Here is a 23579-nt window from a genome sequence, read left to right as displayed (position 1 = left end):
ATTTTATCATCAAGATATAGGAATCGGAGACGGCGTTTTGGTCTGAGATTTAATTTAATCGCTGGCATTTACAACTATGAACTTGCTTTAGGCTATCATCAAGTAGCTGAATAGGACTTTTGCAGGAGGTCTAATCAATCCCATGAATTCATTGCAGCTGAGGATTTAGTGGAGGATCTGCAAGCCCTCGTCACCATCTGTTACAATCGTCTCTACCCACTACATAACCCAGATCATCAGCAATTACTGGAATACCTAGAAGCGCTTAAGAATGTCAGTGCGGGTTAAAATTGGCCTTGGCATCGGTTTCTCATCCCTCTTTTTAGTTGTCTGATGCCGACTCTGCTATTCCCCGAACAGCGGCCAAGAATGTAATATTTGAGATGATCCCCCCTTGCCCTAGGGTTGATTCAAGGTAGGGTTGATTCAAGGTAGGGTTGATTCAAGGTAGGGTTGATTCAAGGTAGGGTTGATTCGAGGTAGGGTTGATTCGAGGTAGGGTTGATTCGAGGTAGGGTTGATTCGAGGTAGGGTTGATTCGAGGTAGGGTTGATTCATGAATCAACCCTACCCCTGGCCCCCCTTAAAAAAAGGGGGGAAAACCAGGAAAGTTCCCTTTTCCCTTTTCCAAGCTGGATTGAGGGGGATCAAATTGGCGGACGGTTATAATAACTCTACATTAACGGCAAATGAAACTAGAAACTACGGCGATTAAACGGATTCTTGATGCTAACCTTGACCGCGCTAGAGAAGGACTGCGAATTATCGAAGAATGGTGTCGTTTTGGCTTAGATAATCCTGATTTAGCCCAAGAATGTAAAGAAATGCGCCATCAGTTGGCTAGTTGGCACTCGATCGATCTGAAACTACATCGGGACACGGCCGGGGATATCGGTAGGGATTTAAGCCATCCCAGGGAAGAAATCCGGGAGACTGTCGAGGGACTGCTGCAGGCCAATCTGGCTCGCGTACAGGAGGCTTTCAGGGTTTTAGAAGAATACGGTAAACTCTATGATCTGGATCTAGGGATAGCCTGTAAACAGCTGCGCTATCGGGTTTATCAGCTAGAGAGTAAACTATTAATCTCTCCACCCCTAGAAAAACTGCAAGCATCTCCTCTCTATCTAGTCACTTCTCCCGCCGAAAATCTGTTAGAAATCGTTGAATTAGCCCTAAAAGGGGGTTTAAAATTGGTGCAGTACCGCCATAAAACCGCCGCTGATACGATTCGTTTAGAAGAAGCCGCTAAACTGTGTGAGTTATGCCACCGTTACGATGCTTTGTTTATTATGAATGATCGCGTCGATATTGCTCAGGCCATTGCCGCCGATGGTGTTCACCTCGGTCAACAGGATGTACCGATTTCCCTAGCGCGGCAATTTCTCGGCCCCGGGGCAATTATCGGTCGGTCCACCACTAATCCCCAAGAGATGGCCAAAGCAATCCAAGAAAAGGCCGATTATGTGGGAGTGGGGCCGGTTTATGCCACCCCCACCAAAGCAGGGAAAACCCCCGCAGGATTGGAATACGTCCGTTATGCGCGGGAAAATTGCCCTTTACCCTGGTTTGCGATCGGTGGTATTGATAGTAATAACATTAAAGAGGTTTTAGAGGCAGGAGCGCAACAGGTAGCTGTAGTCCGGGCGATCATGGAAGCGCAGCATCCCGATGTGGTGACACAAGAATTATTAAACCAATTAGGGCTGGCTGAATAAATCTTATCCACGAGAATAATCCTTTCTTGGCAAGAAGTTAAAAAACGGTTTTTTTGACGCTCCCATCGCTAAAAGCGAGGGATTCCCTGTTCAACCAGTTACCTTATCTAACAAGCTTTCACCTGTTAGACAGTGGGTAGTCTGTAGTCGGGCTTGAATTTCTGTCCGCCCGACAGTATTTGCTTTATGAAGTATGTTTATAGCGGCGTTTTCATCCCGGTCTAAAACGCAACCACAAGAACAAATATGTGTCCTTATCGATAATGTTTTCTTGACGATATTGCCACAATCAGAGCATTGTTGGCTAGTGTATTGGGGGTTTACCGCTATGACAAACTTCCCGTGAATTTTTCCAAAATAGTCTAACCAATTGGTGAACATTGACCAACTCGCATCTTGAATTGATTTAGCAAGTTTTCGGTTTTTCACCATATTAGAAACCTTCAAGTCCTCGTAGACTACCAAATCGTTAGATTGGATTAACGCTTTTGCTGTCTTAACGGCAAAATCTTTACGTTGTCTAGAAACTTTTAAATGAAGGCGGGCTACTCTAGATTTCTGCTTTAACCTTTTTTGGCTTCCCTTTTTCTTTTTTGAGAGTTTACGTTGAGCCTTTTTTAGTCTTTTTTCAGACTTACGAAGAAACCGTGGGTTATCAATTTTATCCCCATTAGAGTCAGTCAAGAAATGGTTTAAACCTAAATCAATCCCTACTTCTTTTCCTGTAGAGTCAAGCGGTTCCACTCTCTCAATGTCTAAAACAAATTGACAATAAAAGCCGTCTGCCTTTTTAATAAGCCTGACTCTTTTGATTGTGGTTTTGTCTAAGAGTTGACGGTTAAAAGTCCCGATGAGTTTTAGCTTCCCAATCCCTGTTTTATCCGTGATGTGAATAAACTTTTTATCTTCCGTTAATTTCCAACCAGAAGATTTGTACTCTACAGACCTTGAGAACTTTTTGAATTTAGGATAGCCTTTTTTCGCCAAACCCTTCTTGCTCCGTCCGCTCGCCGAATTCGATTCGGCGCGGGCGGTGCGCTTTTTACAATTGTTGTAGAAACGGGATATAGAAAACCAAGCTCTTTCAACACTCGCCTGACGAGCCATAGAGTTAAGTTTACCCACAAAAGGGAACTCAGGATTTTGTGTTAAATCTGTGACTAATCGGCACAAAGTAGCATAGTTTACTTTGTCTTCTTTGGTAGAGTCCATCCAAAATCTTAAACACTTATTCCTGATGAACTGTCCCACCCTGATAGCTTCTTGAATGGCTATTTCTTGGTGAGAATTGGTCTTTAACTTAAACTCTATGACTCGCATTGACTCGACCTCTCAATGTGCTACGCTATGATTATAGCAATCCACCGTACAAAGTGTCAAGGGCATGAAAGTTAATTATTTTAAGACTCGTAGGGCTACCTTTAATCTCACTGTACATATAGTCCTCGTGACAAAATATCGTAGGAAGGTGTTTCAAAAGGAGCATTTGGAGTTTTTGAAGGTAGCTTTTAACTCTATTGCCGCTAAATGGGATGCGGAAGTAGTCGAGATTAACGGAGAATCAGACCATGTACACATTCTTCTTACTTACCCACCCCACAAGCTGTTAAGCGGGTTAATAGCCAACCTGAAGTCAATCTCTTGTAAGCTATTGTGGGACAACTACCCTGACCACTTAAAAAAGATATATGGTCAAGACAAGCGAGTTTTGTGGACGGGGGCTTATTTTGTGGCTAGTTGTGGCGGTGTCACAATAGACCAACTCAAAAAATATGTCGAAAATCAAGACAGTCCTGATTTTTAATCGTGCTTCGCTGTTCTATATTGGTCGGCTTTTCATCTCATCGGTAAAACCGAGAGCCTTCAAGCCGACATTTTAGGTAAGTGAGCTATCAAGTCTTTGTTCAAGACCCACCCCCGCCCATTTTGTCAAGGTTTTTGTTATTTATATTTCTTATGCTTTATCTAGCTATTGATTACTCGATTGGGGATTGAGGGCGATCTCCCAGAGATGCGCGAAGGGGTGCGCTTTTCTGGGGTGCGGGGGGCGATCGATCAAATTGACATATACTATAATTATTAGAGTGATCAATGTTTATCTGGGTTAAAGAGAACAATAAAACTAGCGATCGATGCGCGTGATCAGTAAAGTCAAATTACGAGAGTTTTGGGAACGCCACTCGGACGCGGAAGACGCTCTTAGCGATTGGTATAACTTCGCTAGTAAGGCTAACTGGAAAAATTTAGTAGAGGTTCAAGGTCGCTACCCGAAAGCGGAGGCGGTGGGAAATTTTACAGTTTTTAATATCAAGGGAAACAAATACCGTTTAATCGCTGACATCAATTATTCTCGTCAAACCATTTTCGTTAAATATATTCTAAGTCACGCTGAATACAATAAGGAGAACTGGAAAAATGATCCCTACTTCTAATCCATTAACCTATGGTGATTTACTCTTGCAGTATCAACCGAAACCAATTAATAACTCCCAAGAATACGAGCGATTTTTAAGCATAATTGAAGGGATGATGTCACGGGAGTTAAGCAATGACGAAGGACTATTATTCGATTTACTGGTCTTATTAGTGGAAGAATACGAGCGGAAACATTATCCGATCGCCCGAACAAATCCTACCGCTACGTTAGAATCTTTACTTGATGAATTCGATATCGATAGGGAGTGTCTTATCGATATTTTCGGCGATCGGGATAGGGTAGAATCGGTGATAGGGGGGAAACAGGCGATCGCTCCCTCTCAAGCCGAGTCTCTAGCCGAATTTTTTAATCGTTTAAGTGCGAAACTGGCGTTAAACGCCCGTGATTTTCTCTTGTAGCCTCGCTTTTCCTTCGGAGACCGAGGGGGAAGACCATATAACAAATCCTTACTTTCTTCATAGCTTTAGATTAATTAAGATAATGTTACAAAACTTTATGAAAAAGGCGTAGTATGATAATTTACGCCAGTAAAGCGAACACAATAAGGAGCAACACCCATAATGCAGTCGGCCGAGATGTTGCTGACAGTCCCCAAAGAGTATTTAAAAGCACCGGGGGGCTTCAACCCAAACGTTACCATGTTTTTCAGTGCCTTGAGCCTAATAACCCTATCTACCTGTGGCTATTGGCTATGGTCCTGGCCCGACTGGATTTGTTTTAGTGCTAATGTCCTCGCTTTACATTTATCGGGGACAGTTATCCACGATGCCTCCCATAATTCTGCCCATAGCAATCGGGTATTTAATGCTATTTTAGGTCACGGCAGTGCTTTAATGCTCGGTTTTGCCTTTCCAGTCTTCACTAGAGTCCATTTACAGCACCACGCTCACGTTAACGATCCCGAAAATGATCCGGATCATTTTGTCTCCACCGGTGGCCCTTTGTGGATGATTGCGGCCAGATTTTTTTATCATGAAATCTTCTTTTTTAAGCGGCAACTCTGGCGAAAATACGAACTGCTGGAATGGTTCCTCAGTCGTCTTTTTGTTGTTACCATAGTCATCGTCGCCTGTCAATTCGGTTTTATTGGCTATGTGATGAATTTTTGGTTTGTTCCCGCTTTAGTGGTGGGAATTGCCCTCGGTTTATTTTTCGATTATCTCCCCCATCGTCCTTTCCAAGAGCGCAATCGTTGGAAAAATGCCCGAGTTTACCCCAGTCCCCTCTTAAATCTGCTGATTTTAGGACAGAATTATCATCTCGTGCATCATCTCTGGCCGTCGATTCCCTGGTACAAATACCAACCGGCATACTATGCCACCAAACCGCTTTTAGACGCAAAAGAGTGTGAACAGTCTTTAGGTTTACTGCAAGGTAAGAATTTCTGGGGTTTCCTCTACGATGTCTTCTTGGGGATTCGCTTTCACTCCCATTCTTCTAAAACTTCTTGATCTCACTTATCGTAATGGTGAGGTACAAAGTTGTCATTTTGGCAAGTCGCTGGTCGATTTTATGAGAAACTTTGTATCTGTACTGGTTTTGTTGTCAACCTGATTTTTTGAAGGAGGATTTTATGGGTCAACATTGGGGAAAAGCCTTAATTTTAACAACAACTTTCTTGACAATTAACATTAATTATGCTAAGTCTTTAACCTTTGGTGAGGCCGTGGGTATTGGAGCGGGGGCCTTGTTAATCAACCGGGTGGTACAGGATAATAGACAACGTTATCGATTTGTGCCACCAGAGCAAGAATTTCAGCGCGGACTAGAGGACGGGTTTAACTTTGCCCGCTATGATAATCCGCGCAATTCCAGAGACTACGATGACGGTTTTATCGAGGGACGAAGACGGCGGGAGTCGGGTTGGGCCAGTCCCAACCGGAGAAGTTAATTATTGTTTTGGTCTGCGTCCCACTTCGGCGGTTTCTTGAATGGAAAAGATCCTCAATTTGCCGTCGATGGGAGCGACTTTAGCCACCGCTTCCGATGCCACTATATAGTTATCACCCTCGGTGTTGGTAATATTGATTACCCGCTCGCGAGTGATCATCGCCATCTCGTTATTAGCAAGAATATCCACGTCCCAATTCTCAGAAAGAACCTCTATACTTTTAATATTTTTGTAGGATTCCTCTAAAAATATTTTATGTTCCGTGATACCATCTAACTCAAAAATTTCGGTACTAGCATCGGTTTTAATGGTCAATTGCGAGGAAATAAACGGGGCATAGTGTTTGAGGATTAGGGCGATATTTTTATCTTTAATAGCGGTTTGAATGTCTTCAATCATTGCTTTAATTTCCGCTTCGCTGATTTTTTGTCCCCCATCGCGATTACTCGATTGTTTCACTGGCACTATCGAGGGACTAGCATGGACAAAAGGGGGGGAGATGCTGGGGAGAAAGGATAAACCGAGCAATAGAACAATTAATTGGGGAGAACGCATAATTTAATAAACTTGGTAAATTCAACCCGAATCATAGCATTTTCTCGTTACCGAATAAATCCTCAAGGTGAAAGTCCCCGGTTAGGGAAACTAAGAGAGCAAAATTCTGGCTGTGCAAAGTCTAGGTTGATCCTTTAGCTATTTTGGGCTTGATATTTCCAGAATAACGGGGGTATGATCGCTAGGTTTTTCTTGTTTTCTGGGTTCTCGATCGATCAGACAATTAACGGCTTTTTCGTATAGCTGAGGAGTTAAATAAAGATGATCGATTCGCCAACCTCGGTTACGAGCAAAACCACCGCTGCGATAATCCCACCAACTATAATGTCCCGCTGCCGAGGTGAATTTTCTAAAGGCATCTTGTAAGCCAATTTCTAACACCTTTTCTAAAGCTTCTCTTTCTTTAGCTGAAGACATAATATGATTTTCTTTGCCCTTGGGATCATAAATATCTTTATCTTCTAAGGCAATATTAAAATCCCCACAGATACATAATTCTTCTGGTTGAGAATTAATAATTTTATCTAGATATTTCCTAAGAGTTTCTAACCATTTAAGCTTATAAATATACTTGTCACTATCTAGGGAAGAACCATTAGGAACGTAGAGATTAATAATCCGAATATCGCCGATTACTCCAGTAATTACCCGTTTCTGTTCGTCCAGTTCTCCCGTTAAATTTTCGCCGATAATGGGACTAAATCCCACGGTGATATCGTCCAGGGGTTTTTGGCTAAAAATCGCCACACCATTATAGGCTTTTTGTCCAGAAAGATAGAGATGATAACCCAAAGATTCAAAAGCTTCTCTGGGAAAATCTCGATCGATTACCTTGGTTTCTTGCAAGCATAAAACCTCAACGGGATTGAGTTGTAACCAGTTAATTACCTGCTCTTGTCGGCTGCGAATCGAGTTGACATTCCATGTGGCGATTTTCATAGCTAAAAACCGAGAATTTTTCTCACACTTCCTCAGCAAAACTACTACGACGCACAAACTCAAAGGGACCGGCGATCGAACCCCAGACTAATTGATCGGTTTCGGGATCTAAACCACGATCAACGCTAATTAATCCCCGTTCACTAATTTCAAAACTATTATCCAAATAAGTCATTCTATCTTTGCGAAAGACTAAACATTGTTTACCCGGTTTCACCACCCCTTTAAAACTGTTACCCGTCCAAGTTACATTCATATCACAACCCGCCATCGGTTCTAATAGGTCTAAGCTGAGATTTTTGAGACGTTGGGGTTCTCTAGAAGCACCAAAAAAGTTAGCTTCCTCTTTAACTTTAAAGTTTTCTAGTTCAATATGGTCATCGACTACCGATAATTTAAATACTCGCAAACGATAGGGAGTATTGAGCATAAAATCGTAGGCCTGTTCTAAAAATAAACTGGTTCCCTTCAGTAATTCATCGGGTAAAGGACGCATACACACGCGAATATGGGCAAAAAAAGGCGGATTAGCAAAAGCTTGTTCTTGATTACTAAAATCCGCCGCCATCCAGCGCGCTAGGGTTTTTAGATCTGTGGAATGAGTCATAATTTTTGAGATGTGAATGGCTATTAGCTATCAGCGATCAGCTAGTTAATCGCTCTGATAAATTTTCACTGATTACTGATAACTATGCCCTGATAATTGTTATTGTGCAATTACTTTAATTTCGATATCGGCACTAACTTCGGGATGGAGTTTGACTTGTACTTTATAGACTCCCAATTGACCGATATCGGGAACGGTAATACCACGGCGATCGATTTCTAATTTAGCATTTTCTAGAATAACCGTAGCCACATCTTGACTGGTGACAGTACCGAAAATTGCCTCGTTTTCACCCACCTGTTTAGGGATGCTGTAGGGACTGAGTTTTTCGATGGCAGTTTTTCTGGTTTCTGCTTCTTGTTTTTCAGCGAGGAGACGTTGACGCTCTTTTTCTTTCCTAAATTCTGCCTGTTTAATCGCGCCTTTGGTGGCTAAAACGGCCACCCCTTGGGGGATAAGGTAATTGCGCGCATAACCAGGGGCCACTTCCACCACATCGCCATTTTCACCTAATTTGCTGACTTTTTGATTGAGGATAACCTGCATTCGTTTCGCCATGATCTTGACCTAAAACAATAGTTCCAAAACCTCTATCATACCATGCAATCGTCAAGTCTCGATCACAAGTTAGTTATTGCCGGCGGCGATGATCTGGGTTAATAGGGGACCGATTGCCTGAAAGGCCGAGGGTAAAACCGCTACGGTGGCGGCTGCGATAATAATTGTCGTGGCTAATCTCAGCACTTTCTCGGAGGCTTTTTCGTAGGTGTCAAATTTATAGTCGAGTTTGTCTAATCTTTGGTCTATTTCCTGAAAGCGTTGCCCCATAGTATCAAAACGTTGGTCTATTTCCTCAAAACGTTGGTCTATCGCCTCAAAACGTTGGTCTATCGCCTCAAAACGTTGATTTACTGCTGTTTGGAAGCTTTTCAGTTCGTTGAGAACATCGGTTAGGGTGGGTTCTTGAGTGGACATGGTGACACCTTGGGGAATTTGATCTCATAGCACAATTATAACCTTAAGTCAAGCTTTTTTGATAAAAATTAACTCTTTTGTCGGTAATATTTTGACCTTGTTCCAGTGTTGGAGACAACCAGTATTTCTATTCTAATAAGGTCTCTTTAATTGTTGTTAAAACTTTGCTATCTTTGACCATCCAAGCATGAAACAATACGGGAATGGAAATTTCTTTGCCCACCGATAAACGGGAACTATGGGCGGGAAATATCATTAAATCGTAGGGAGTCCAGATAATTGTGGTTTTAATTTTATTTAAAATTTGTTGACAATCTTGATTTAAATCCTCTAGAAATTGACTCCCCGGCTGCATTTGTCTAATCCCATCTAAGGGTAAACTATACGCAGTTAAAGTGCCTCGATTCGGAGCAGAAATATTTAGGTAACGTTGCACTCTTGCCACTCCTCCCAATCTTTGCAGGTAGTAGCGGGTAATTAATCCTCCCATACTAAACCCAATCAGATCTACTTTCTGCTCTTTAGCAAAGTTTTTCTCGATATAATTGTCCACCTGACCGGCTAAAACTTCTAACTTTTCGTAACCATGATTGGGAATTAGATTAAAACTATGCACCTGCCAACCATGATGGTTTAAATACTTGCTCATCGGTTTAAAAACAGCAGTAGTGTCCAGAAAACCATGCACCAAAACAACGGGATTCATAGATGAGGTTTTATCCTTAAATTCTGAATCTATTCTAACGGATGATCGGGGTAATGAGCGAAAAATTTTTGGGAAGAGCCTATCTACTAGGTACGGCTACCGGCAACTTCTAAGGATTAGGGAAAAAACCAAAAAGTTTAGCGGCACCTCCTAAAATAGCGACTACCAATGCTATCAGAATCCCTCGATTGGTGAATTCCTGATAGGCAACCCTTGCAGTTAATCCCTCGATTTTTGTGCTTACTCGTTCATCCAAAGCTTTGATTTCTCCCTTGAGTTCGGCCTGTCCTATTTCTACTTTAGTTAACCGGTCTTCTATCTTGTCAAATCTCTCGTCAATACGGTTTTCCAGAGAGTCGATTTTCTCATCAATACGGTTTTCCAGAGAGTCGATTTTCTCATCAATACGTTTTTCCAGAGAGTCGATTTTCTCGTCAAGGCGTTTTTCCAGAGAGTCGATTTTCCCCTCAATCCTTGTCAGGACAGCTTCTAGGGAATAAGTGACAGTTTCGTTAGACATTTTGAGCAACTCCAAAAGTCAAATCTTCAGGGCTAAATGCTGGGGGCTATATCTTACCGAAAAATCAGGAGTCTATAGGCGGACACGGATTCCCATTATAATAAAATTATAAGTCAAGACTTGAGTTTTTGTCAAGCTTTTTTTTGACGGCAATCAATGGCAAGAATTTCGGGGAAGTATTTAGCCACCGATGCCTAACCGTCCCGCTAAACTAGGGCTTAAAGGAATCAGAGTCGCCAACATTAAAAAGAGTAGTAATAAACCCCAACCAGCGCGGTTGTCATCGGGTTCGGTTAACTCATTTAAACCAGGTCTTTCCAACTCTCTTTGTAAAAAAGCGACTAAAATTGTCCAATAGAGAGGAATGGGATTACTGGGATTAACTAAGGAAATAATGCCCAAAATGACCAAAGTGGCCACAGTGGTGCGGCGGGCAATTTTGCGACCATAAATAGCCTGAACAATTCTGCCACCATCTAACTGTCCAGCAGGCAGTAAATTAAGGGCGGTAATCACCAATCCTAACCAACCGATAACAGTTAAAGGATGCACGGAGATAACAGCATTTTGTAACTCGTCGCCCAAAACTATCCGCGCTAAAAAACTAACTAAAATTGAACTTTGGAAAAAGGTACTAGGGATTTGAAAAAGGCTGGCAGAATTAGATAAAGTCAGTCCAACAATTAACAAGATTAAAGAAACCAAACCTCCCAAAGCAGGACCGGCGAAAGCTATATCAAATAGAACACTGCGGTTAGGTAATAAAGATTCAAAACGAGTAATCGCCCCAAAAGAACCAATCTGCCAAGTGGGAAGAAAATAGGGTAAACTGAGACGAACATTATGGCGTTTAGCGATAATTAGATGACCGATTTCGTGGGCAATTAATACCGACCATAAACCCAAACTCAGGGGAATTGCTTCTCGATATCTCTGCCAATTACTAAACAAATCAAAACCCAATAAAATTCCCGCCGCTTCTAAGCTGGTGACAATAGTAGCTACTAACAAAACTAAAGAGAGATTTTTTTGAGCAAGAGTGGCAGGACTAGGATCATTAGTTTTGGGAAGGATAATTACCACCGGTTTTTCCTCGGTTCCTTCCACCAGAAATAAACGATATTTATCGCCAAAATGATCACTTAATTTCTGGGTTAAGCGCGAGTGAACACTATCCGGTTCTCCCCGTAAATTGCCTTTTAAAATGGCTCCTTCCTGAAAAGAGATAGTCTCAGTAGCAAAAAAAGTATCTATCCCAAAAATACTCTGAATAACTTTTAGATCCTGTTCGGAAATTGGCATCACATCCGGCACAATTGCTGTCACCGCTGCCGGGGTTTCTAGGGGAGTAACGGACTCGCTAACTGCCTGGTTAACTTTCGGTTCGATTATCTGATTGGTTTTCAGTAAGCGTAAACGGTTGCCTAAATAAATATAGATAATGGTGGCAGCAACCAGTAAAAAGAGAATTACCGCTAGATTGAGTTCAATTCCGGCCGCAAATAGCCCGAAAAAAATTAACCAAGGAGCGATTAGTACCAAGGATTGTAACCAAGCTAAAATTCCCAGTTGTCCGTAGGGTTTAGACCGATAAAAACTCCAAGTCAAGATACCAGCAGCGACGAGGAAAATAACAGCGATCGCAGCAATTTCCGAAGAAATATTAACCATAGGAAAGTCAAAATCAATAGGTATTTATCAATCAATTTGATTATAAGCTTGCAGAGCGGCCCGTAATTGACCCCGATGCTTTTGTAACAATTCTTGTCCTGCCGCCGCCGAAAGTCCCGTTTTCTGCATTAACAAAGCCAGTTTAACCCGGCGGCCACTTTTTTCTAGTAAAATTGCCGCTTCCTCACGACTAATATCGGTAAGGTGGCAGATAATCCGCAGGGCGCGGTCATGGAGTTTATGATTAGTAACAGCCACATCGACCATCTGGTTGCCGTAAACCTTGCCTAACATGACCATTGTCCCTGTGGAAAGGATATTTAAAGCCATTTTCGTCACCGTTCCCGCTTTCAGACGGGTGGAGCCGGCCAAAAGTTCTGGTCCTGTCAATAAGCGGATATCCACATCCACGGCGATCTCCACTTGTTCGGCGGGGACACAACTAATGGCAATCGTCGTCGCACCTCGCTGTTTTGCCGCCTGTAAAGCCCCATGAACGTAGGGGGTTGTCCCCCCGGCGGTAATCCCCACTACCACGTCTAATTCGTGAATTTCTCGCTGGGCAATAATCGCCGCCCCATCTTCCGCTTTATCCTCCAAATCTTCGGAACTACGCACCAGCGCCGCCGCTCCACCGGCAATAATTCCCTGTACCAATTCCGGGGGAGTGCAGAAGGTGGGAGGACATTCGGCCGCGTCCAAAACCCCCAGCCGGCCACTGGTTCCCGCCCCAATGTAAAAGAGTCTGCCACCTTTAGCCAGAGCCTGACCGGTCAGGGAGATCGCTAGGGCCAATTCTTGCTGGGCCATGGCGATCGCTTTTAGGGTTTGGGCATCCTCGCGATTGAAGAGATCCACCAATTCGAGCGGGTTTAATTGGTCTAAATTTAGGCTGTTTGGGTTAATTTGTTCGGTTAACAGGTGTCCTCTGCTTTCCCACTGTTCCATAACGGTTTAATTGAGTTTTTCGTAAGATTATTTTCAGTATATAGCCAATCGGTGGCTAAAAAGCTTGACAATCGCCCCCCGAATATTAGATAATAGTAAATTGTGTCAATTCCTGCTCGGATCAGGTGAGGACATTAGCACAAAAGCTGGAATTTTTTTCAGCTACCTGTACGGCAAAACGAGCGCAGAAAATTCATGAGTTACGCAATTATTGAGACCGGTGGCAAACAGATTCGGGTGGAACCCGGTCGCTATTACGATATCGAACTTCTTCCCGTCGATGAACAAAGTACCCATACCATCGACAAAGTGCTATTAATCCATGATGAGGATGATATTAGCATCGGTCAACCCTTTATCGAAGGGGCCACCGTCGAAGGCACTGTCATGCAACATCGTCGGGGCAAAAAAGTTATTGTCTATAAAATGCGCCCGAAAAAGAAAACCCGTAAAAAACGCGGTCATCGTCAAGAAATTACCCGTTTTATGATTGATTCAATCAATTATAACGGTAAAACCCTAGTCGCCACTGCTGCTACCTTTGGCGCTGAAGTTGTGGAAGATAGTAGCGATGAAGAAGAATAACTTTTAGAATCAAAAAAGCATTTGGAGAGAAATTATGGCTCATAAGAAAGGTACGGGTAGTACCCGCAACGGACGCGATTCTCGTTCCCAGAGACTAGGCGTTAAGCGCTACGGTGGTCAAGTGGTAAAAGCGGGAAATATTCTCATCCGTCAACGAGGTACTAAAGTTCACCCGGGTAAAAATGTTGGTCGTGGTGGCGATGATACTTTATTCGCTTTAATTGATGGTGTGGTCAAATTTGAATACAAGGATAAAAGTCGCCGTCAAGTTAGCGTTTATCCCGCTGAAGTTAGCGCCAGTTAATCCCATCAACCCTGATTAATTTTTTCCCTGTAACCTCCTAACTCATCCTAGGGGGTTTTTCAAATAATTTATATCTGTTGACAGGGTAGATCGATCGCTCATAGATTAGATATAGTCCGAAAGTAGCTCGGAAAAGATGAACTGAGTATGATTCTTAAAATTGCCGATATCTTAAAAAATTTGCCCTGGTCTTTCAATTCTACTGCCGAATTACCCTGGTTAGATCGCTCGCGAGCGGAAAAATCCCTGCAAAAAGCTCGTCAACAACGGCGAATTTCCGAACGAGAATATCAACTCCTTGACCATTGGCGAGAATTGGGTTATTGGTTTATCAAAAAGGCCCTGTGGGCCAGTCAATCAAGCATCAAGGCTAACGCAGGTAGTCTGAAAAAGTTCTACACTTTCTTACTGGAAAAAGGTCTAATAGATAAAGATGATTTGCAAGAACTTAAAGAAACCATCAAGGAAGAAATGAGTGAATGGCTGGAAACTCTAAAGCGATACGATGACCCATCGACTGAAAATATGTCGGATGTTTGGTGATTTTAACCGAGGGGCAATCCCCCACCCTTTGGCTGGGCAGCTATAATATCATTGTCAGGACACAAGGAGAGCGAAACAATGGAAACATTAGAATTAGAAAGCTGCCAGTCGATTCTTAAAGCTGGTCAAACGACGACCGAAAGAGCTTTACAATTGTTTGACGCTCTCGAACCCGTGAGTTTAGACTTTATGCTCGGTCTTTGGCAAGGTTCTGGACTTCAGACAAATCACCCGATGGATGGTTTATTAGAGGCATCTAATTGGTATGGTAAAGAATTTGTCGATACTGAGAATGTCCACCCCCTGTTATTTTTAGATGGTCAGGGAAAAATCTTTAAGGTGGCACCCAATCCCACGGCCATGAACTGGATTTTGAAGCTGCCGATACTGAAAAATAATTCTCTGAAACCTTTGCTAATGCTGACCAACTCCTTGCTAAAAACAGAGACAAGTCAGGCTAGACTGCGAATGATGAAATATCGGGATAAAGTTAGCGCCACGATGATTTATGATTATCTGCCGATTAATGACTCTTTTCGGAAAGTAGATGATAATACGGTGCTGGGAATTATGGATTTTAAAAACTTTCCCCAGCCTTTCTTTTTTGTTCTCAAGCGATGTCAAAAACATTTTAATTCTTGAGGTTGGATTTGAAATTGTTCGCCTTCGTCCAGTTGCCAAGCTTGTAAATCGATCGCCCGCCCTGAAACTACGGAGACAATTAAATAAGTATATCCTGACCAGGCTAATTGGCGATCAATTTCCGAGGGAATGGCGGCATGATCGGGATGGGAATGATAGATACCGATAATTTCTAGCTGGTTTTCCCGCGCCGATTTTTGAGCTTGTAAAAGCACTTCTGGGGCAATACTAAAGCGGTTTTTCCTATTACCTGACCAGTTATTTTCTGTTGCCTGTATGCTGATAACTTCGGCTGCTGTCTCGGTAATTTTTCCTAGGAGTAACCCACAACATTCTTCGGGATAGGTGGATTCTGCGTGGGTGAAAATGCGCTGGTAAATTTGGTCTGTAATCAGGATCATAAGGGAAAATTTTCAAAACCTATTGATGTTAGTTTGCTTTGGCTATAGGGAACTTGAAAACTGGGTGCATCTCAATTTGGTCGAAATATCTATAGGACATTTTTGACGCAGGTGATGCGCCCCTACCATTGGCTCCATAATATTATTGTAGGGGCCAATTGCCTTCGCCCCTTTTTAATAACTTCTGCATCACTGACTTAGGAATAACTTATTCTTGGCCAGTTCCAGCCAATGTTAAATTTATTAATAGACTCTTTAACTTATTGTCCCCTAACCTTTGCACTGAACTGATAAATGTCGATCGATTTTCGCAATCTTAATACACTTTGGGGTTCTATTTTAGTTGAAACATTGGCCCGTTTGGGATTGAAGATAGGGGTGGTTTCTCCCGGATCGCGATCGACTCCTTTAACGGTAGCCTTGGCAAGACATCCCCAGATTGAAGCTATTCCCATCTTAGACGAGCGCTCGGCCGCTTTTTTTGCCCTGGGATTAGCCAAACAATTATATCAACCGGTGGTTTTAGTCTGCACTTCCGGGACCGCCACGGCTAATTTTTATCCCGCAGTCATTGAAGCAAAAGAAAGTCATGTCCCTTTATTAATTCTAACCGCCGATCGCCCCCCAGAATTGCGTCATGCTCACGCCGGTCAGACTATCGATCAAGTCAAACTCTACGGTAATTATCCCAACTGGCAAGCGGAAATTAGCTGTCCTAGTGCCAATATCGAGCGTTTACGCTATCTCCGTCAAACTATCATCCACGCGTGGTTTCGCTGTCTCGATCCTGTTCCCGGAGTGGTGCATCTGAACTTACCATTTCGGGATCCCCTCGCACCAACTCCCGATCTAGAAATTAACAATTTAGAGGCTAATTTTGACCAAGAGGCTTTTTTTAGCCATATATCTCGGCAAAATATCCCCATTAACCACTCAATTCTCGAAATTCCTTCTTTACCCCGTCAAGGAATTATCATTGCGGGATTAGCTTCCCCGCAAAACCCCGAAAGTTACTGTCAGGCGATCGCTAATTTAGCCCGATCGCAACAATATCCCGTCTTAGCAGAAGCTTTATCTCCTCTGCGAAACTATGCAGGGTTAAATCCCCATCTCATCACCACCTATGATTTATTATTGCGGAATGCTGCCATTAAAACCCAATTAACCCCCGATGTTGTCCTGCAAATTGGGGAACTACCCACCAGCAAAGAATTACGGACCTGGTTAGAAGAAATCGACTGTCCGCGTTGGATTATCGATCCCCATCCCGATAATTACGATCCTCTACAGGGAAAAACCGGACATCTCAGGGGAAATATCGAGCAATTAGGGCATCTATTCCCAGAAAAACCCGATAATAACCGAGAATATCGGCAATTATGGCAAAAATTCGACCAGCAAGCTAGATTAACTATCGATCGCCTTTTGGCAGCAGAAACTAAACTGATTGAAGGAAAAATCCCCTGGCTGCTCTCCCAATACCTCCCCCCCCGCACCCCGATCTTTATCTCTAATAGTATGCCTGTTCGCTATGCCGAATTTTTTAACCCGCCTAGCGATCGCAAAATTCGTCCCTATTTTAATCGCGGGGCCAATGGCATCGACGGCAACCTCTCCACTGCGATAGGAATGGCTTATAAAAATGTCCCTAGCCTGCTATTAACGGGAGATTTAGCCCTATTACACGACACAAATGGTTTTTTAATCAAAAAATATTTTGTTGGCTCCTTGACCATAATTTTAATCAATAACAAGGGGGGAGGCATTTTCCAGATGTTGCCGATCGCCAAATTTGACCCTCCCTTTGAAGAATTTTTTGCCACTCCCCAAAATATCGACTTTTGCCAACTCTGTCACACCTACGGTATCGATTACCATTTAATCAGCGATTGGACTGATTTTCAGCAAAAAATCGCAGTTTTACCGGAATCAGGGATAAGATTACTAGAAATATCCTGCGATCGAGCTTTTAATACCCAATGGTTCCTCAGTAATTATGTGTAGGGTGTGGGGTGTGGGGTGTGGGGTGTGGGGTGTGGGGAAGTGGGGAGAATAAAGCTGCCTATTGCAAGAGTGCCTATCCTGATAGGTAGCATATACTCAACGGATTTAGTATTAATTCCCTTTTTCGAGAAAGTCAATACAATGGGTGGAAAGAGTTAAGTAGTCGGACATAAATTCTGTTGTCTATCTTAAGAAATGTAAATTGCCGCAATTCTTACTGACGACCGACTCCTTACCCTACAGTTAACTTTACTTTTGTCCAACTACTTAAAAGAGTCCGATGAATCGACAAAGACGGCAAAAATCAAGACAATTTTCTCTCCCTAGATATTCTATCTTTCCCCCGGAACAATGGCGATGGGGAGTGACTTCTTTGGTGATTAGCTTGGTCTTGTCCCTACTGATTTTAAAACTGAATACCTCTAGTCTCTCCACTGCCACCATAAATATTTTTAATCCCTCCACTGTGGGGGAGAATTTAGCCGGTAAGAGCCTAGATGAGTTAGAAAAGCAGAAAATCGCCGAATTTTTGCAAATTGCCCCGCCAGAAACCGAATTAACCCTCGAGCGCACCCCTTTGTTTATTCTCCACGACACAGCTTGGAGTATGACTGCGGGTAACATCGAAGAACAGAAAAAATATGCTCGCGGTCCGATGAAATTGGGTCCCAATGTTTACATCCCCCGCAAACCGAATTCCAGGGATAGAGACATTTTAGACTCGATCGCCCGGCCTTTTTTTGAACGTCACCGTCCCACGGCCACTTTTTATGAACAAGCGGCCGAAATGCTGCCCGCAGACACCAGAGATCAATTAGTGCGTCAACTGTGGCAACTTACCCCAGAAACTGTCCGCGTCAAGGGTTTTGCGCTTGCTTTAGAGGGTGTTCCTTTGAGTACGCGATCGGCCCCTGAGTTAGAAAAAAGAGCGAGAATTTGGTTAAATACGCCTTCAGAAGCCTTCTTTAAGCGTTTAGTCAAAGAATATCCCACAAATTACTTTGATGGGGCAAAAAGCACCGCATTATGGGCAACAGAGGCGATTTGTCAGCAGCTATCCCACCCTAATTGCGATCGCTTGCGGCCGGTTTTTGCCGAAAGAAATCGTCGGGTCATCTCCAGCGTTAACATTGAACTGGTACAAGCGCCGGGATCCCACTGTTTGACCAAAGGACGCTTGCAAACCCTCCCCGGTTACAGCGATTTTCAATACCAACAAACGGCGAAATATTATCTCCTAGCAGCCTTACAAACGGGACAATTACCGCAAATTGTCAGCCATTTTGCCGTGGATAGTTTTCTGATTAATCAAGGAAAATATCCCCATTGTGACCCCCGGGGTTTTGATCTACAACGTCTCTACAATCTCATCAGTCAAGCTTTGGATTATGACCCCGGCACTGTTTATGGTGTCGTCCCTCGTTACGGCACAAATATTAGCGCCGGTGATAATATTTGGTGGCATAATCGAGTTTTTGACGCGGCCAATTTACCCACAACTTTAAATTAGACCTGATCATTTAGAAATATCCACTTCTCCCAAAGCTTCTAGATAGGTAATCGCCGCTTCTAACGGAGAATCGTAGCTATAGGAAAACTCCTCAAACCAGCGTCCTTCCTCCGATTTGGCATCCAATTTATCTAACCATTGCTTCGCCTTTCTAGTTAAAGCTTCTCGCTTGCGCTGCTGTTTTAATGCCGCTGCTTTTTCTTTTTCCGCTGCCTCCTGTTGTTCCCTTTCTTGGTTTTCTAAGGCTAAAGCTTTTAAAAGCGCATCGGTAGAAGAATCGCCGGCATAATTAACCTTAAATTCGGCCGGGGAACGATCTTTTTCTTGGTGAGAAGAAGGGGATGGCATCGGTTTTTCCTGATCCCGTTTCTGGTATTCTGCCTTCATTTGTGCCAGTAAATCTTCTATTTCTCCCATAATGATCAAGTTAGAAAGTAAAAAGTTAAAAAGCGGGTTTCCTTATTTTTCCAAACGGACCACATACCATTGTAGATAACCCCCCTGCCCCAGGTCTAACTCGCAGTAATTATCGCGCAGATAGAGAGATTTTTCCTCAAAACTAGAGAATTTCGCCAATTGTCGGGGACAAATCTCCGGTTTTGCGGTGATTAAATCTTTTAACTTATCCCGCAACTGGTCGGGAGTCTGGAATTGTTCAGGTTGATCGGCCTCAAGGACAAGAAAATAGTCCCCTTGATACATAATAGAATCGGGCATCGCTGTTTGATAGTCTCAGTAGGAAAATTTTTTGGCTATCTTTATCACTTTATCGCCTCAACGCTCGATCGACACCACCACTATGACAGACCATCTCACCAATCCCTTTCTCAGTCTCCCTTACGAAAGCGCCATGCAGGACTTGGGGGACCAATACTACGATCAAGTTGCGGCTGCGGATTTTCCCCGTCATATCCTTCGTTTTCGCAATGATGCTTTATTACCTTTGGTGGGAATTCAGCCAGAATTAACCTTAGATGAGCATTTTATCGAGGCTTTTGGTAAATTTCAAGCCCTGACCCCCTTTTTGGCCCTGCGTTACCATGGTTATCAATTTGGCGAGTATAATCCTTTTTTGGGAGATGGTCGCGGTTTTCTCTACGGTCAAGTTAGGGGTATTGATGGCAAATTATACGATTTTGGTACGAAAGGATCGGGACGGACTCCCTATTCCCGTCATGCGGACGGTAGGTTAACTCTCAAGGGTGGAGTTAGAGAAGTCTTAGCCGGGGAAGCTTTACGCGGTTTAGGGGTGAATACCTCTCGCTGTTTGAGTTTGGTGGAAACGGGGGAACCCCTCTGGCGTGGCGATGAACCTTCCCCGACGCGATCTTCGGTGATGATTCGAGTTAGTAATTCTCATATTCGTTTCGGGACTTTCGAGCGTTTATTTCATATTAAACGTAGCGATTTAATTAAAAGACTCCTCGATCATGTGATTATTTATTATTATCCCGAAGTCAATCCCCAAGATAGCGATCGCTATTTAAAATTTTACGATGCTTTGATTGAAAGAACCGCTAAATTAGCAGCCCAATGGATGGCTGCAGGTTTTTGTCATGGGGTTCTCAATACCGATAATATGTCAATTACTGGGGAAAGTTTCGATTATGGTCCCTACGCTTTTATTCCTTCCTATAACCCCCAATTTACGGCGGCCTATTTCGACTACGGCGGCCGTTATAGTTATGGCAATCAGCCTTTTATCTGTCGCTTAAATCTAGAGTTACTGCAATCTCCCCTGGCCATGGTCGTCTCCTTGTTAGAGTTAGATCTGGCTTTGGCTAACTATGACCAGCATTACAATTTTTATTATCAAAAAATGATGCTCAAAAAGTTAGGTTTTGAGGATATTTTTACTCCCGAATCCGCTTTACTGGTCAGCAAAACCGTGGAAGTTCTCGAAGAAACTGGCCTCGGTTATCATGACTTTTTCTATCAATTAAGTGAACAATTTAATTACGGTTGGCGAGAAAATAGTTCTCTAATTCTTGAAAATATGGATTTACCGAAAGCTGATTGGCAACGTTGGCGAGAATTATATAGTTTGGTCTTAAATCAATTACCCTCAGATTCCTTGTCTCAAATTGGCGATACCTTAAAGCATTATAATCCTAAAACTGCTTTACTTAGACCGCTAATCGAATCGGTTTGGGAAGCAATTACTTATAAAGACGATTGGCAACCTTTCCAAGAATTAGTGATAAAATTACAAAATAAACAGTAATTAAGTAATAAGTAGTGGTGCAAAAGGTGGTTAAATATGCGTAATTAATTATCTCTAGCTACTTATTTAGGTCATTTCCTGAAATGCGTTGAACAAAAATTGACCAGACTTGGCGATCAATGTTTCCCTTCTAACCATTAAGAGTGTCAAAATAATAGTAAAATTTTGTGACAAAGTGCAGTCATATCTAAGAATCTTTGCTAGAATTCTGGAAGGATTCTTTGATCAGTCTCCTTAGAGGAGGCTGTTTGCAGTAAGCTCATTTGGTTAACACGCTTTTGGGTGTGATATAGGGAAAGTTAACCTATATCGTTACTCTAGAGAGTGTTGTGCAGAAAGTTGACCTATAATATGTAGTTAGCTAAAAAGAAAATGCCAGAATCCGACGGAGAAGCTGAGCGGATCGAATCCGCATACCAATATGCGGGAATCCCGCTTATGCCGGAGGTGATTCGAGAGCTGATTCTTGAATTGTATGCAGGAAGGATCGTTCGTCGAAACGATATAGTCACGAAAATCCCTGAGGTTCATACAAAACGTGGTGGCGTTGAAGCGAATGCCGCGAACCTCGAAGCTTCGGTTAAGAAGGCACTTCAATACCTGAAAAGAGAAGGTCTCGCGACGAATCCAGGATATGGAATGTGGAAGATTCGATCCGCAGACGAGTCGGAAGTGGAACATGAACTATCTGCCGAGGATGAACCCAATGACTCCGCAGGTGTTGTGGCTTCAGCCGAACTTGAGTTCGGTTCGGGAGAATCAGCAATCTATCTTTACTATTTCAAAGTCTACCAAAGTCATCCAGACGCAAAGGAGGAAAACCGGTGGCCGTGCAAGATTGGCCGCACAGACCGGGATCCCCTCCGACGGATTCTTAGTCAGTCGACCACTGCCCTTCCAGAAGTTCCCCACATTGCATTGGTGATGTGGACGCCCTTTCCTTCGCATTGGGAAGCGGCACTGCATTCTATCCTACGCTTAAGAGGACGGTCGATCAAAACCGCTCCAGGGAACGAATGGTTTTCGACAAATCCGACCGAGGTTCTTGAATTGATCCGCATGATCGACCCTGAAGGCAACATCCCGATAATGAGCTAACAAATCGGCGCACACAGTGCGATCGCCGATCTTGTAGGGTGCGTTCCCTAATGCAAGTCCTACTGCTCCACCGATCGATTTTTGGGAACGCACCATGCCCATGGATTGAAACTGTGAGTTTAGGTGAGATGTCGCTCTGGTGGGTCCAGTTGAGGAATGTTAGGGAAGATTCCCAATGTTTGGTTAAAATAGAGGGGCAAAAGTCGCTCCAGGGTCGCTTCAATGACAGTTCGACAACCCCGCTACAGTAAAGAAGAATTTGCTCGACGTGGTAATGAGATTTATCAATCTCAGGTGCGTCCCCAAGTCGAGGAGGGAAATCAGGGGAGAATTGTGGCGATCGACATTGAAACAGGGGCTTTTGAAGTAGCGGATGATTTGGTAAGCGCAGCGAAGCAACTTTCTGCACGAGTGCCTGATACTCAGACATGGTTTGTTCGCATTGGGCATTCAGCCGTTGATCACTTTGGCGCAAGGAGCCTGAGAACAAAGCCATGATGCAAGGTCGTGTAAATCAAGGGTGTGAGGCGATGTTGGCGATCGCGGTCAGAAATAATGAAACTATGCAGATAGTAGATGCTGTAATTGATACAGGATTTTCGGGTTTTCTCACCTTGCCGTCTGACATAATTGCTAGGTTAGGGTTTATTTGGGAGGGTCGAGATCTTGCGACATTAGGCGATGGGACTTTCTGCACGTTTGAAGTTTACATCGGGCTTGTGATCTGGGACGGGCAATATCGTGAGATTTACATCAACGAATCAGAGACGGTTCCGTTGATTGGGATGCAGCTATTACGAGGATACGATTTGCGAATTCAGGCAATTGAGGGTGGTTTAGTTACGATCGAAGCGTTGAAGTAGCGATCGCCGATCTGGTAGGGTGCGTTTCCTAATGGGGGTCTTACTGCTCCACCGATCAATTTTGGGGAACGTACCATGCAGATTGATTGAAGCTGTGGGTTAAAGTGCGATGCTGAAGGCACTGGGTAGCAGTACGCCATTGCTGCAGCAACGTGGAAGCTAGAATATATTAAGCCGTGCGAAACGTTTAGGCATGAAATAGGGTTGAAATACCTGAAATAACCGCCTAGTAAGGTCTTCAGTCCCCTAACTGAATCTAACAGGTCAACTCCGACCAACCTTATAACTGTTTATATGTCCCGACGTTTAGTATCACCCGATACCAAACTAGGCAAGGGGACTCAAGGTCAATACACTTGTAATAAATCTTTACAAGTTGAGAGTAACGGCGATAGCCACCCCCAGATTCAGAAGTCACAACTCTGGGACTGAAGCGGGGAA

General features: G+C 43.3%; 29 protein-coding genes and 1 pseudogene. 17 read left to right on the top strand and 13 right to left on the bottom strand.

What is annotated here, in order from left to right; translation table 11 throughout:
• Together H6F92_RS03520 and H6F92_RS03510 are read left to right on the top strand one after the other, a co-directional pair.
• Positions 1-114: pseudogene (locus tag H6F92_RS03520) on the top strand (IS5/IS1182 family transposase); the annotation flags it as partial.
• 575 nt (positions 115-689) lie between these two features.
• Positions 690-1715 (top strand): thiamine phosphate synthase, encoded by a 1026-nt coding sequence (locus H6F92_RS03510; protein WP_190356810.1) that lies wholly within the window; start codon positions 690-692, stop codon positions 1713-1715.
• A 90-nt stretch (positions 1716-1805) separates the two neighbouring features.
• On the opposite strand, the gene H6F92_RS03505 is transcribed toward H6F92_RS03510, so the two are convergent.
• Positions 1806-3035 carry an RNA-guided endonuclease InsQ/TnpB family protein gene (locus tag H6F92_RS03505; RefSeq protein ID WP_190356809.1) on the bottom strand — a complete coding sequence of 410 codons (1230 nt, stop codon included), beginning with the start codon at positions 3033-3035 and terminating at the stop codon, positions 1806-1808.
• 64 nt (positions 3036-3099) lie between these two features.
• Here H6F92_RS03505 and tnpA point away from each other — a divergent pair, with 64 nt between their 5' ends.
• From tnpA to H6F92_RS03480, 5 genes are all read left to right on the top strand, one after another.
• Positions 3100-3519 carry an IS200/IS605 family transposase gene (tnpA, locus tag H6F92_RS26960; RefSeq protein WP_015983817.1) on the top strand — a complete coding sequence of 140 codons (420 nt, stop codon included), beginning with the start codon at positions 3100-3102 and terminating at the stop codon, positions 3517-3519.
• A 328-nt stretch (positions 3520-3847) separates the two neighbouring features.
• Entirely contained in the window at positions 3848-4147 is a 300-nt protein-coding gene (locus tag H6F92_RS03495; protein WP_190356808.1) for a type II toxin-antitoxin system HigB family toxin, read from the top strand.
• On the top strand, positions 4131-4550 hold the full coding sequence (locus tag H6F92_RS03490; protein ID WP_190356807.1) for a helix-turn-helix domain-containing protein: 420 nt from the start codon (positions 4131-4133) through the stop codon (positions 4548-4550). Before H6F92_RS03495 ends, H6F92_RS03490 begins: the two co-directional genes overlap by 17 nt.
• Before the next feature lie 162 nt (positions 4551-4712).
• The gene (gene crtR, locus H6F92_RS03485) at positions 4713-5603 is read left to right on the top strand and encodes a beta-carotene hydroxylase (RefSeq protein WP_190356806.1); all 891 of its coding nucleotides are present in this window, start codon (positions 4713-4715) and stop codon (positions 5601-5603) included.
• Between the two features lie 122 nt (positions 5604-5725).
• Positions 5726-6043: a hypothetical protein gene (locus tag H6F92_RS03480; protein ID WP_190356805.1), complete on the top strand. Its 318-nt coding sequence runs from the start codon at positions 5726-5728 to the stop codon at positions 6041-6043.
• On the opposite strand, the gene H6F92_RS03475 is transcribed toward H6F92_RS03480, so the two are convergent.
• The 9 genes from H6F92_RS03475 to murQ all read right to left on the bottom strand — a co-directional run bounded on the left by H6F92_RS03475 (position 6044) and on the right by murQ (position 12964).
• Entirely contained in the window at positions 6044-6598 is a 555-nt protein-coding gene (locus H6F92_RS03475; RefSeq protein ID WP_190356804.1) for a hypothetical protein, read from the bottom strand. It lies immediately after the preceding gene.
• A gap of 138 nt (positions 6599-6736) precedes the next feature.
• A complete protein-coding gene (gene xth, locus H6F92_RS03470; RefSeq protein WP_190356803.1) occupies positions 6737-7537 on the bottom strand; it encodes an exodeoxyribonuclease III in 801 nt (266 codons plus the stop codon).
• Positions 7538-7559: 22 nt separating this feature from the next.
• Positions 7560-8144 (bottom strand): chromophore lyase CpcT/CpeT, encoded by a 585-nt coding sequence (locus H6F92_RS03465; RefSeq protein ID WP_190356802.1) that lies wholly within the window; start codon positions 8142-8144, stop codon positions 7560-7562.
• A gap of 99 nt (positions 8145-8243) precedes the next feature.
• Positions 8244-8702 carry a 50S ribosomal protein L9 gene (rplI, locus tag H6F92_RS03460; protein WP_012264300.1) on the bottom strand — a complete coding sequence of 153 codons (459 nt, stop codon included), beginning with the start codon at positions 8700-8702 and terminating at the stop codon, positions 8244-8246.
• A gap of 69 nt (positions 8703-8771) precedes the next feature.
• A complete protein-coding gene (locus tag H6F92_RS03455; RefSeq protein WP_190356801.1) occupies positions 8772-9119 on the bottom strand; it encodes a ssr2422 family thylakoid membrane protein in 348 nt (115 codons plus the stop codon).
• Positions 9120-9246: 127 nt separating this feature from the next.
• Positions 9247-9825 carry an esterase/lipase family protein gene (locus tag H6F92_RS03450; RefSeq protein WP_190356800.1) on the bottom strand — a complete coding sequence of 193 codons (579 nt, stop codon included), beginning with the start codon at positions 9823-9825 and terminating at the stop codon, positions 9247-9249.
• A 109-nt stretch (positions 9826-9934) separates the two neighbouring features.
• Complete coding sequence (locus H6F92_RS03445) at positions 9935-10345, bottom strand: DUF4164 domain-containing protein (protein ID WP_190356799.1); 411 nt, start codon at positions 10343-10345, stop codon at positions 9935-9937.
• A 180-nt stretch (positions 10346-10525) separates the two neighbouring features.
• Positions 10526-12016 carry a site-2 protease family protein gene (locus H6F92_RS03440; RefSeq protein ID WP_190356798.1) on the bottom strand — a complete coding sequence of 497 codons (1491 nt, stop codon included), beginning with the start codon at positions 12014-12016 and terminating at the stop codon, positions 10526-10528.
• Positions 12017-12043: 27 nt separating this feature from the next.
• Positions 12044-12964: an N-acetylmuramic acid 6-phosphate etherase gene (gene murQ / locus H6F92_RS03435; protein WP_190356797.1), complete on the bottom strand. Its 921-nt coding sequence runs from the start codon at positions 12962-12964 to the stop codon at positions 12044-12046.
• A 195-nt stretch (positions 12965-13159) separates the two neighbouring features.
• On the opposite strand from murQ, the gene rplU reads away from it, so the two are divergent.
• The 4 genes from rplU (at position 13160) to H6F92_RS03410 (ending at position 15038) form a co-directional block, all read left to right on the top strand.
• Positions 13160-13549 carry a 50S ribosomal protein L21 gene (gene rplU, locus H6F92_RS03430; RefSeq protein WP_190356796.1) on the top strand — a complete coding sequence of 130 codons (390 nt, stop codon included), beginning with the start codon at positions 13160-13162 and terminating at the stop codon, positions 13547-13549.
• Between the two features lie 34 nt (positions 13550-13583).
• Positions 13584-13853 (top strand): 50S ribosomal protein L27, encoded by a 270-nt coding sequence (rpmA, locus tag H6F92_RS03425; RefSeq protein ID WP_002744094.1) that lies wholly within the window; start codon positions 13584-13586, stop codon positions 13851-13853.
• 147 nt (positions 13854-14000) lie between these two features.
• Complete coding sequence (locus H6F92_RS25675; RefSeq protein ID WP_242029980.1) at positions 14001-14396, top strand: hypothetical protein; 396 nt, start codon at positions 14001-14003, stop codon at positions 14394-14396.
• A 78-nt stretch (positions 14397-14474) separates the two neighbouring features.
• On the top strand, positions 14475-15038 hold the full coding sequence (locus H6F92_RS03410; RefSeq protein ID WP_190356795.1) for a DUF4334 domain-containing protein: 564 nt from the start codon (positions 14475-14477) through the stop codon (positions 15036-15038).
• Here the strand turns inward: H6F92_RS03410 and H6F92_RS03405 are convergent.
• Positions 15017-15439, bottom strand: coding sequence for a M67 family metallopeptidase (locus H6F92_RS03405; RefSeq protein WP_190356794.1), 423 nt, complete (start codon positions 15437-15439; stop codon positions 15017-15019). The two genes, H6F92_RS03410 and H6F92_RS03405, sit on opposite strands and share 22 nt — an antisense overlap.
• A 294-nt stretch (positions 15440-15733) precedes the next feature.
• Between H6F92_RS03405 and menD the strand changes: the two genes are divergently transcribed.
• Positions 15734-17443, top strand: a complete 1710-nt coding sequence (gene menD, locus H6F92_RS03400; RefSeq protein WP_190356793.1) for a 2-succinyl-5-enolpyruvyl-6-hydroxy-3-cyclohexene-1-carboxylic-acid synthase — start codon at positions 15734-15736, stop codon at positions 17441-17443.
• Positions 17444-17723: 280 nt separating this feature from the next.
• Complete coding sequence (locus H6F92_RS03395) at positions 17724-18953, top strand: hypothetical protein (RefSeq protein ID WP_190356792.1); 1230 nt, start codon at positions 17724-17726, stop codon at positions 18951-18953.
• A gap of 6 nt (positions 18954-18959) precedes the next feature.
• Here H6F92_RS03395 and H6F92_RS03390 read toward each other — a convergent pair whose 3' ends face one another.
• Complete coding sequence (locus H6F92_RS03390; RefSeq protein ID WP_190356791.1) at positions 18960-19370, bottom strand: salt stress protein, Slr1339 family; 411 nt, start codon at positions 19368-19370, stop codon at positions 18960-18962.
• Between the two features lie 42 nt (positions 19371-19412).
• Positions 19413-19670, bottom strand: coding sequence for a CRR7 family NDH-1 assembly protein (locus tag H6F92_RS03385; RefSeq protein WP_190356790.1), 258 nt, complete (start codon positions 19668-19670; stop codon positions 19413-19415).
• An 82-nt stretch (positions 19671-19752) separates the two neighbouring features.
• Here H6F92_RS03385 and H6F92_RS03380 point away from each other — a divergent pair, with 82 nt between their 5' ends.
• From H6F92_RS03380 to H6F92_RS03365, 4 genes are all read left to right on the top strand, one after another.
• The gene (locus H6F92_RS03380) at positions 19753-21177 is read left to right on the top strand and encodes a protein adenylyltransferase SelO (protein ID WP_199308117.1); all 1425 of its coding nucleotides are present in this window, start codon (positions 19753-19755) and stop codon (positions 21175-21177) included.
• 372 nt (positions 21178-21549) lie between these two features.
• Complete coding sequence (locus H6F92_RS03375; protein ID WP_190356788.1) at positions 21550-22275, top strand: GIY-YIG nuclease family protein; 726 nt, start codon at positions 21550-21552, stop codon at positions 22273-22275.
• A 222-nt stretch (positions 22276-22497) separates the two neighbouring features.
• Positions 22498-22773, top strand: coding sequence for a hypothetical protein (locus tag H6F92_RS03370; protein WP_002737737.1), 276 nt, complete (start codon positions 22498-22500; stop codon positions 22771-22773).
• Positions 22770-23138: an aspartyl protease gene (locus tag H6F92_RS03365; RefSeq protein WP_044034116.1), complete on the top strand. Its 369-nt coding sequence runs from the start codon at positions 22770-22772 to the stop codon at positions 23136-23138. The genes H6F92_RS03370 and H6F92_RS03365 overlap by 4 nt, the downstream gene beginning before the upstream one ends.
• Positions 23139-23579 lie beyond the last annotated feature (441 nt).

Source organism: Microcystis wesenbergii FACHB-1317 (assembly GCF_014696875.1).
Taxonomy (GTDB): Bacteria; Cyanobacteriota; Cyanobacteriia; order Cyanobacteriales; family Microcystaceae; genus Microcystis; species Microcystis wesenbergii_A.
This window is presented reverse-complemented; position numbering and strand designations above follow the sequence as displayed.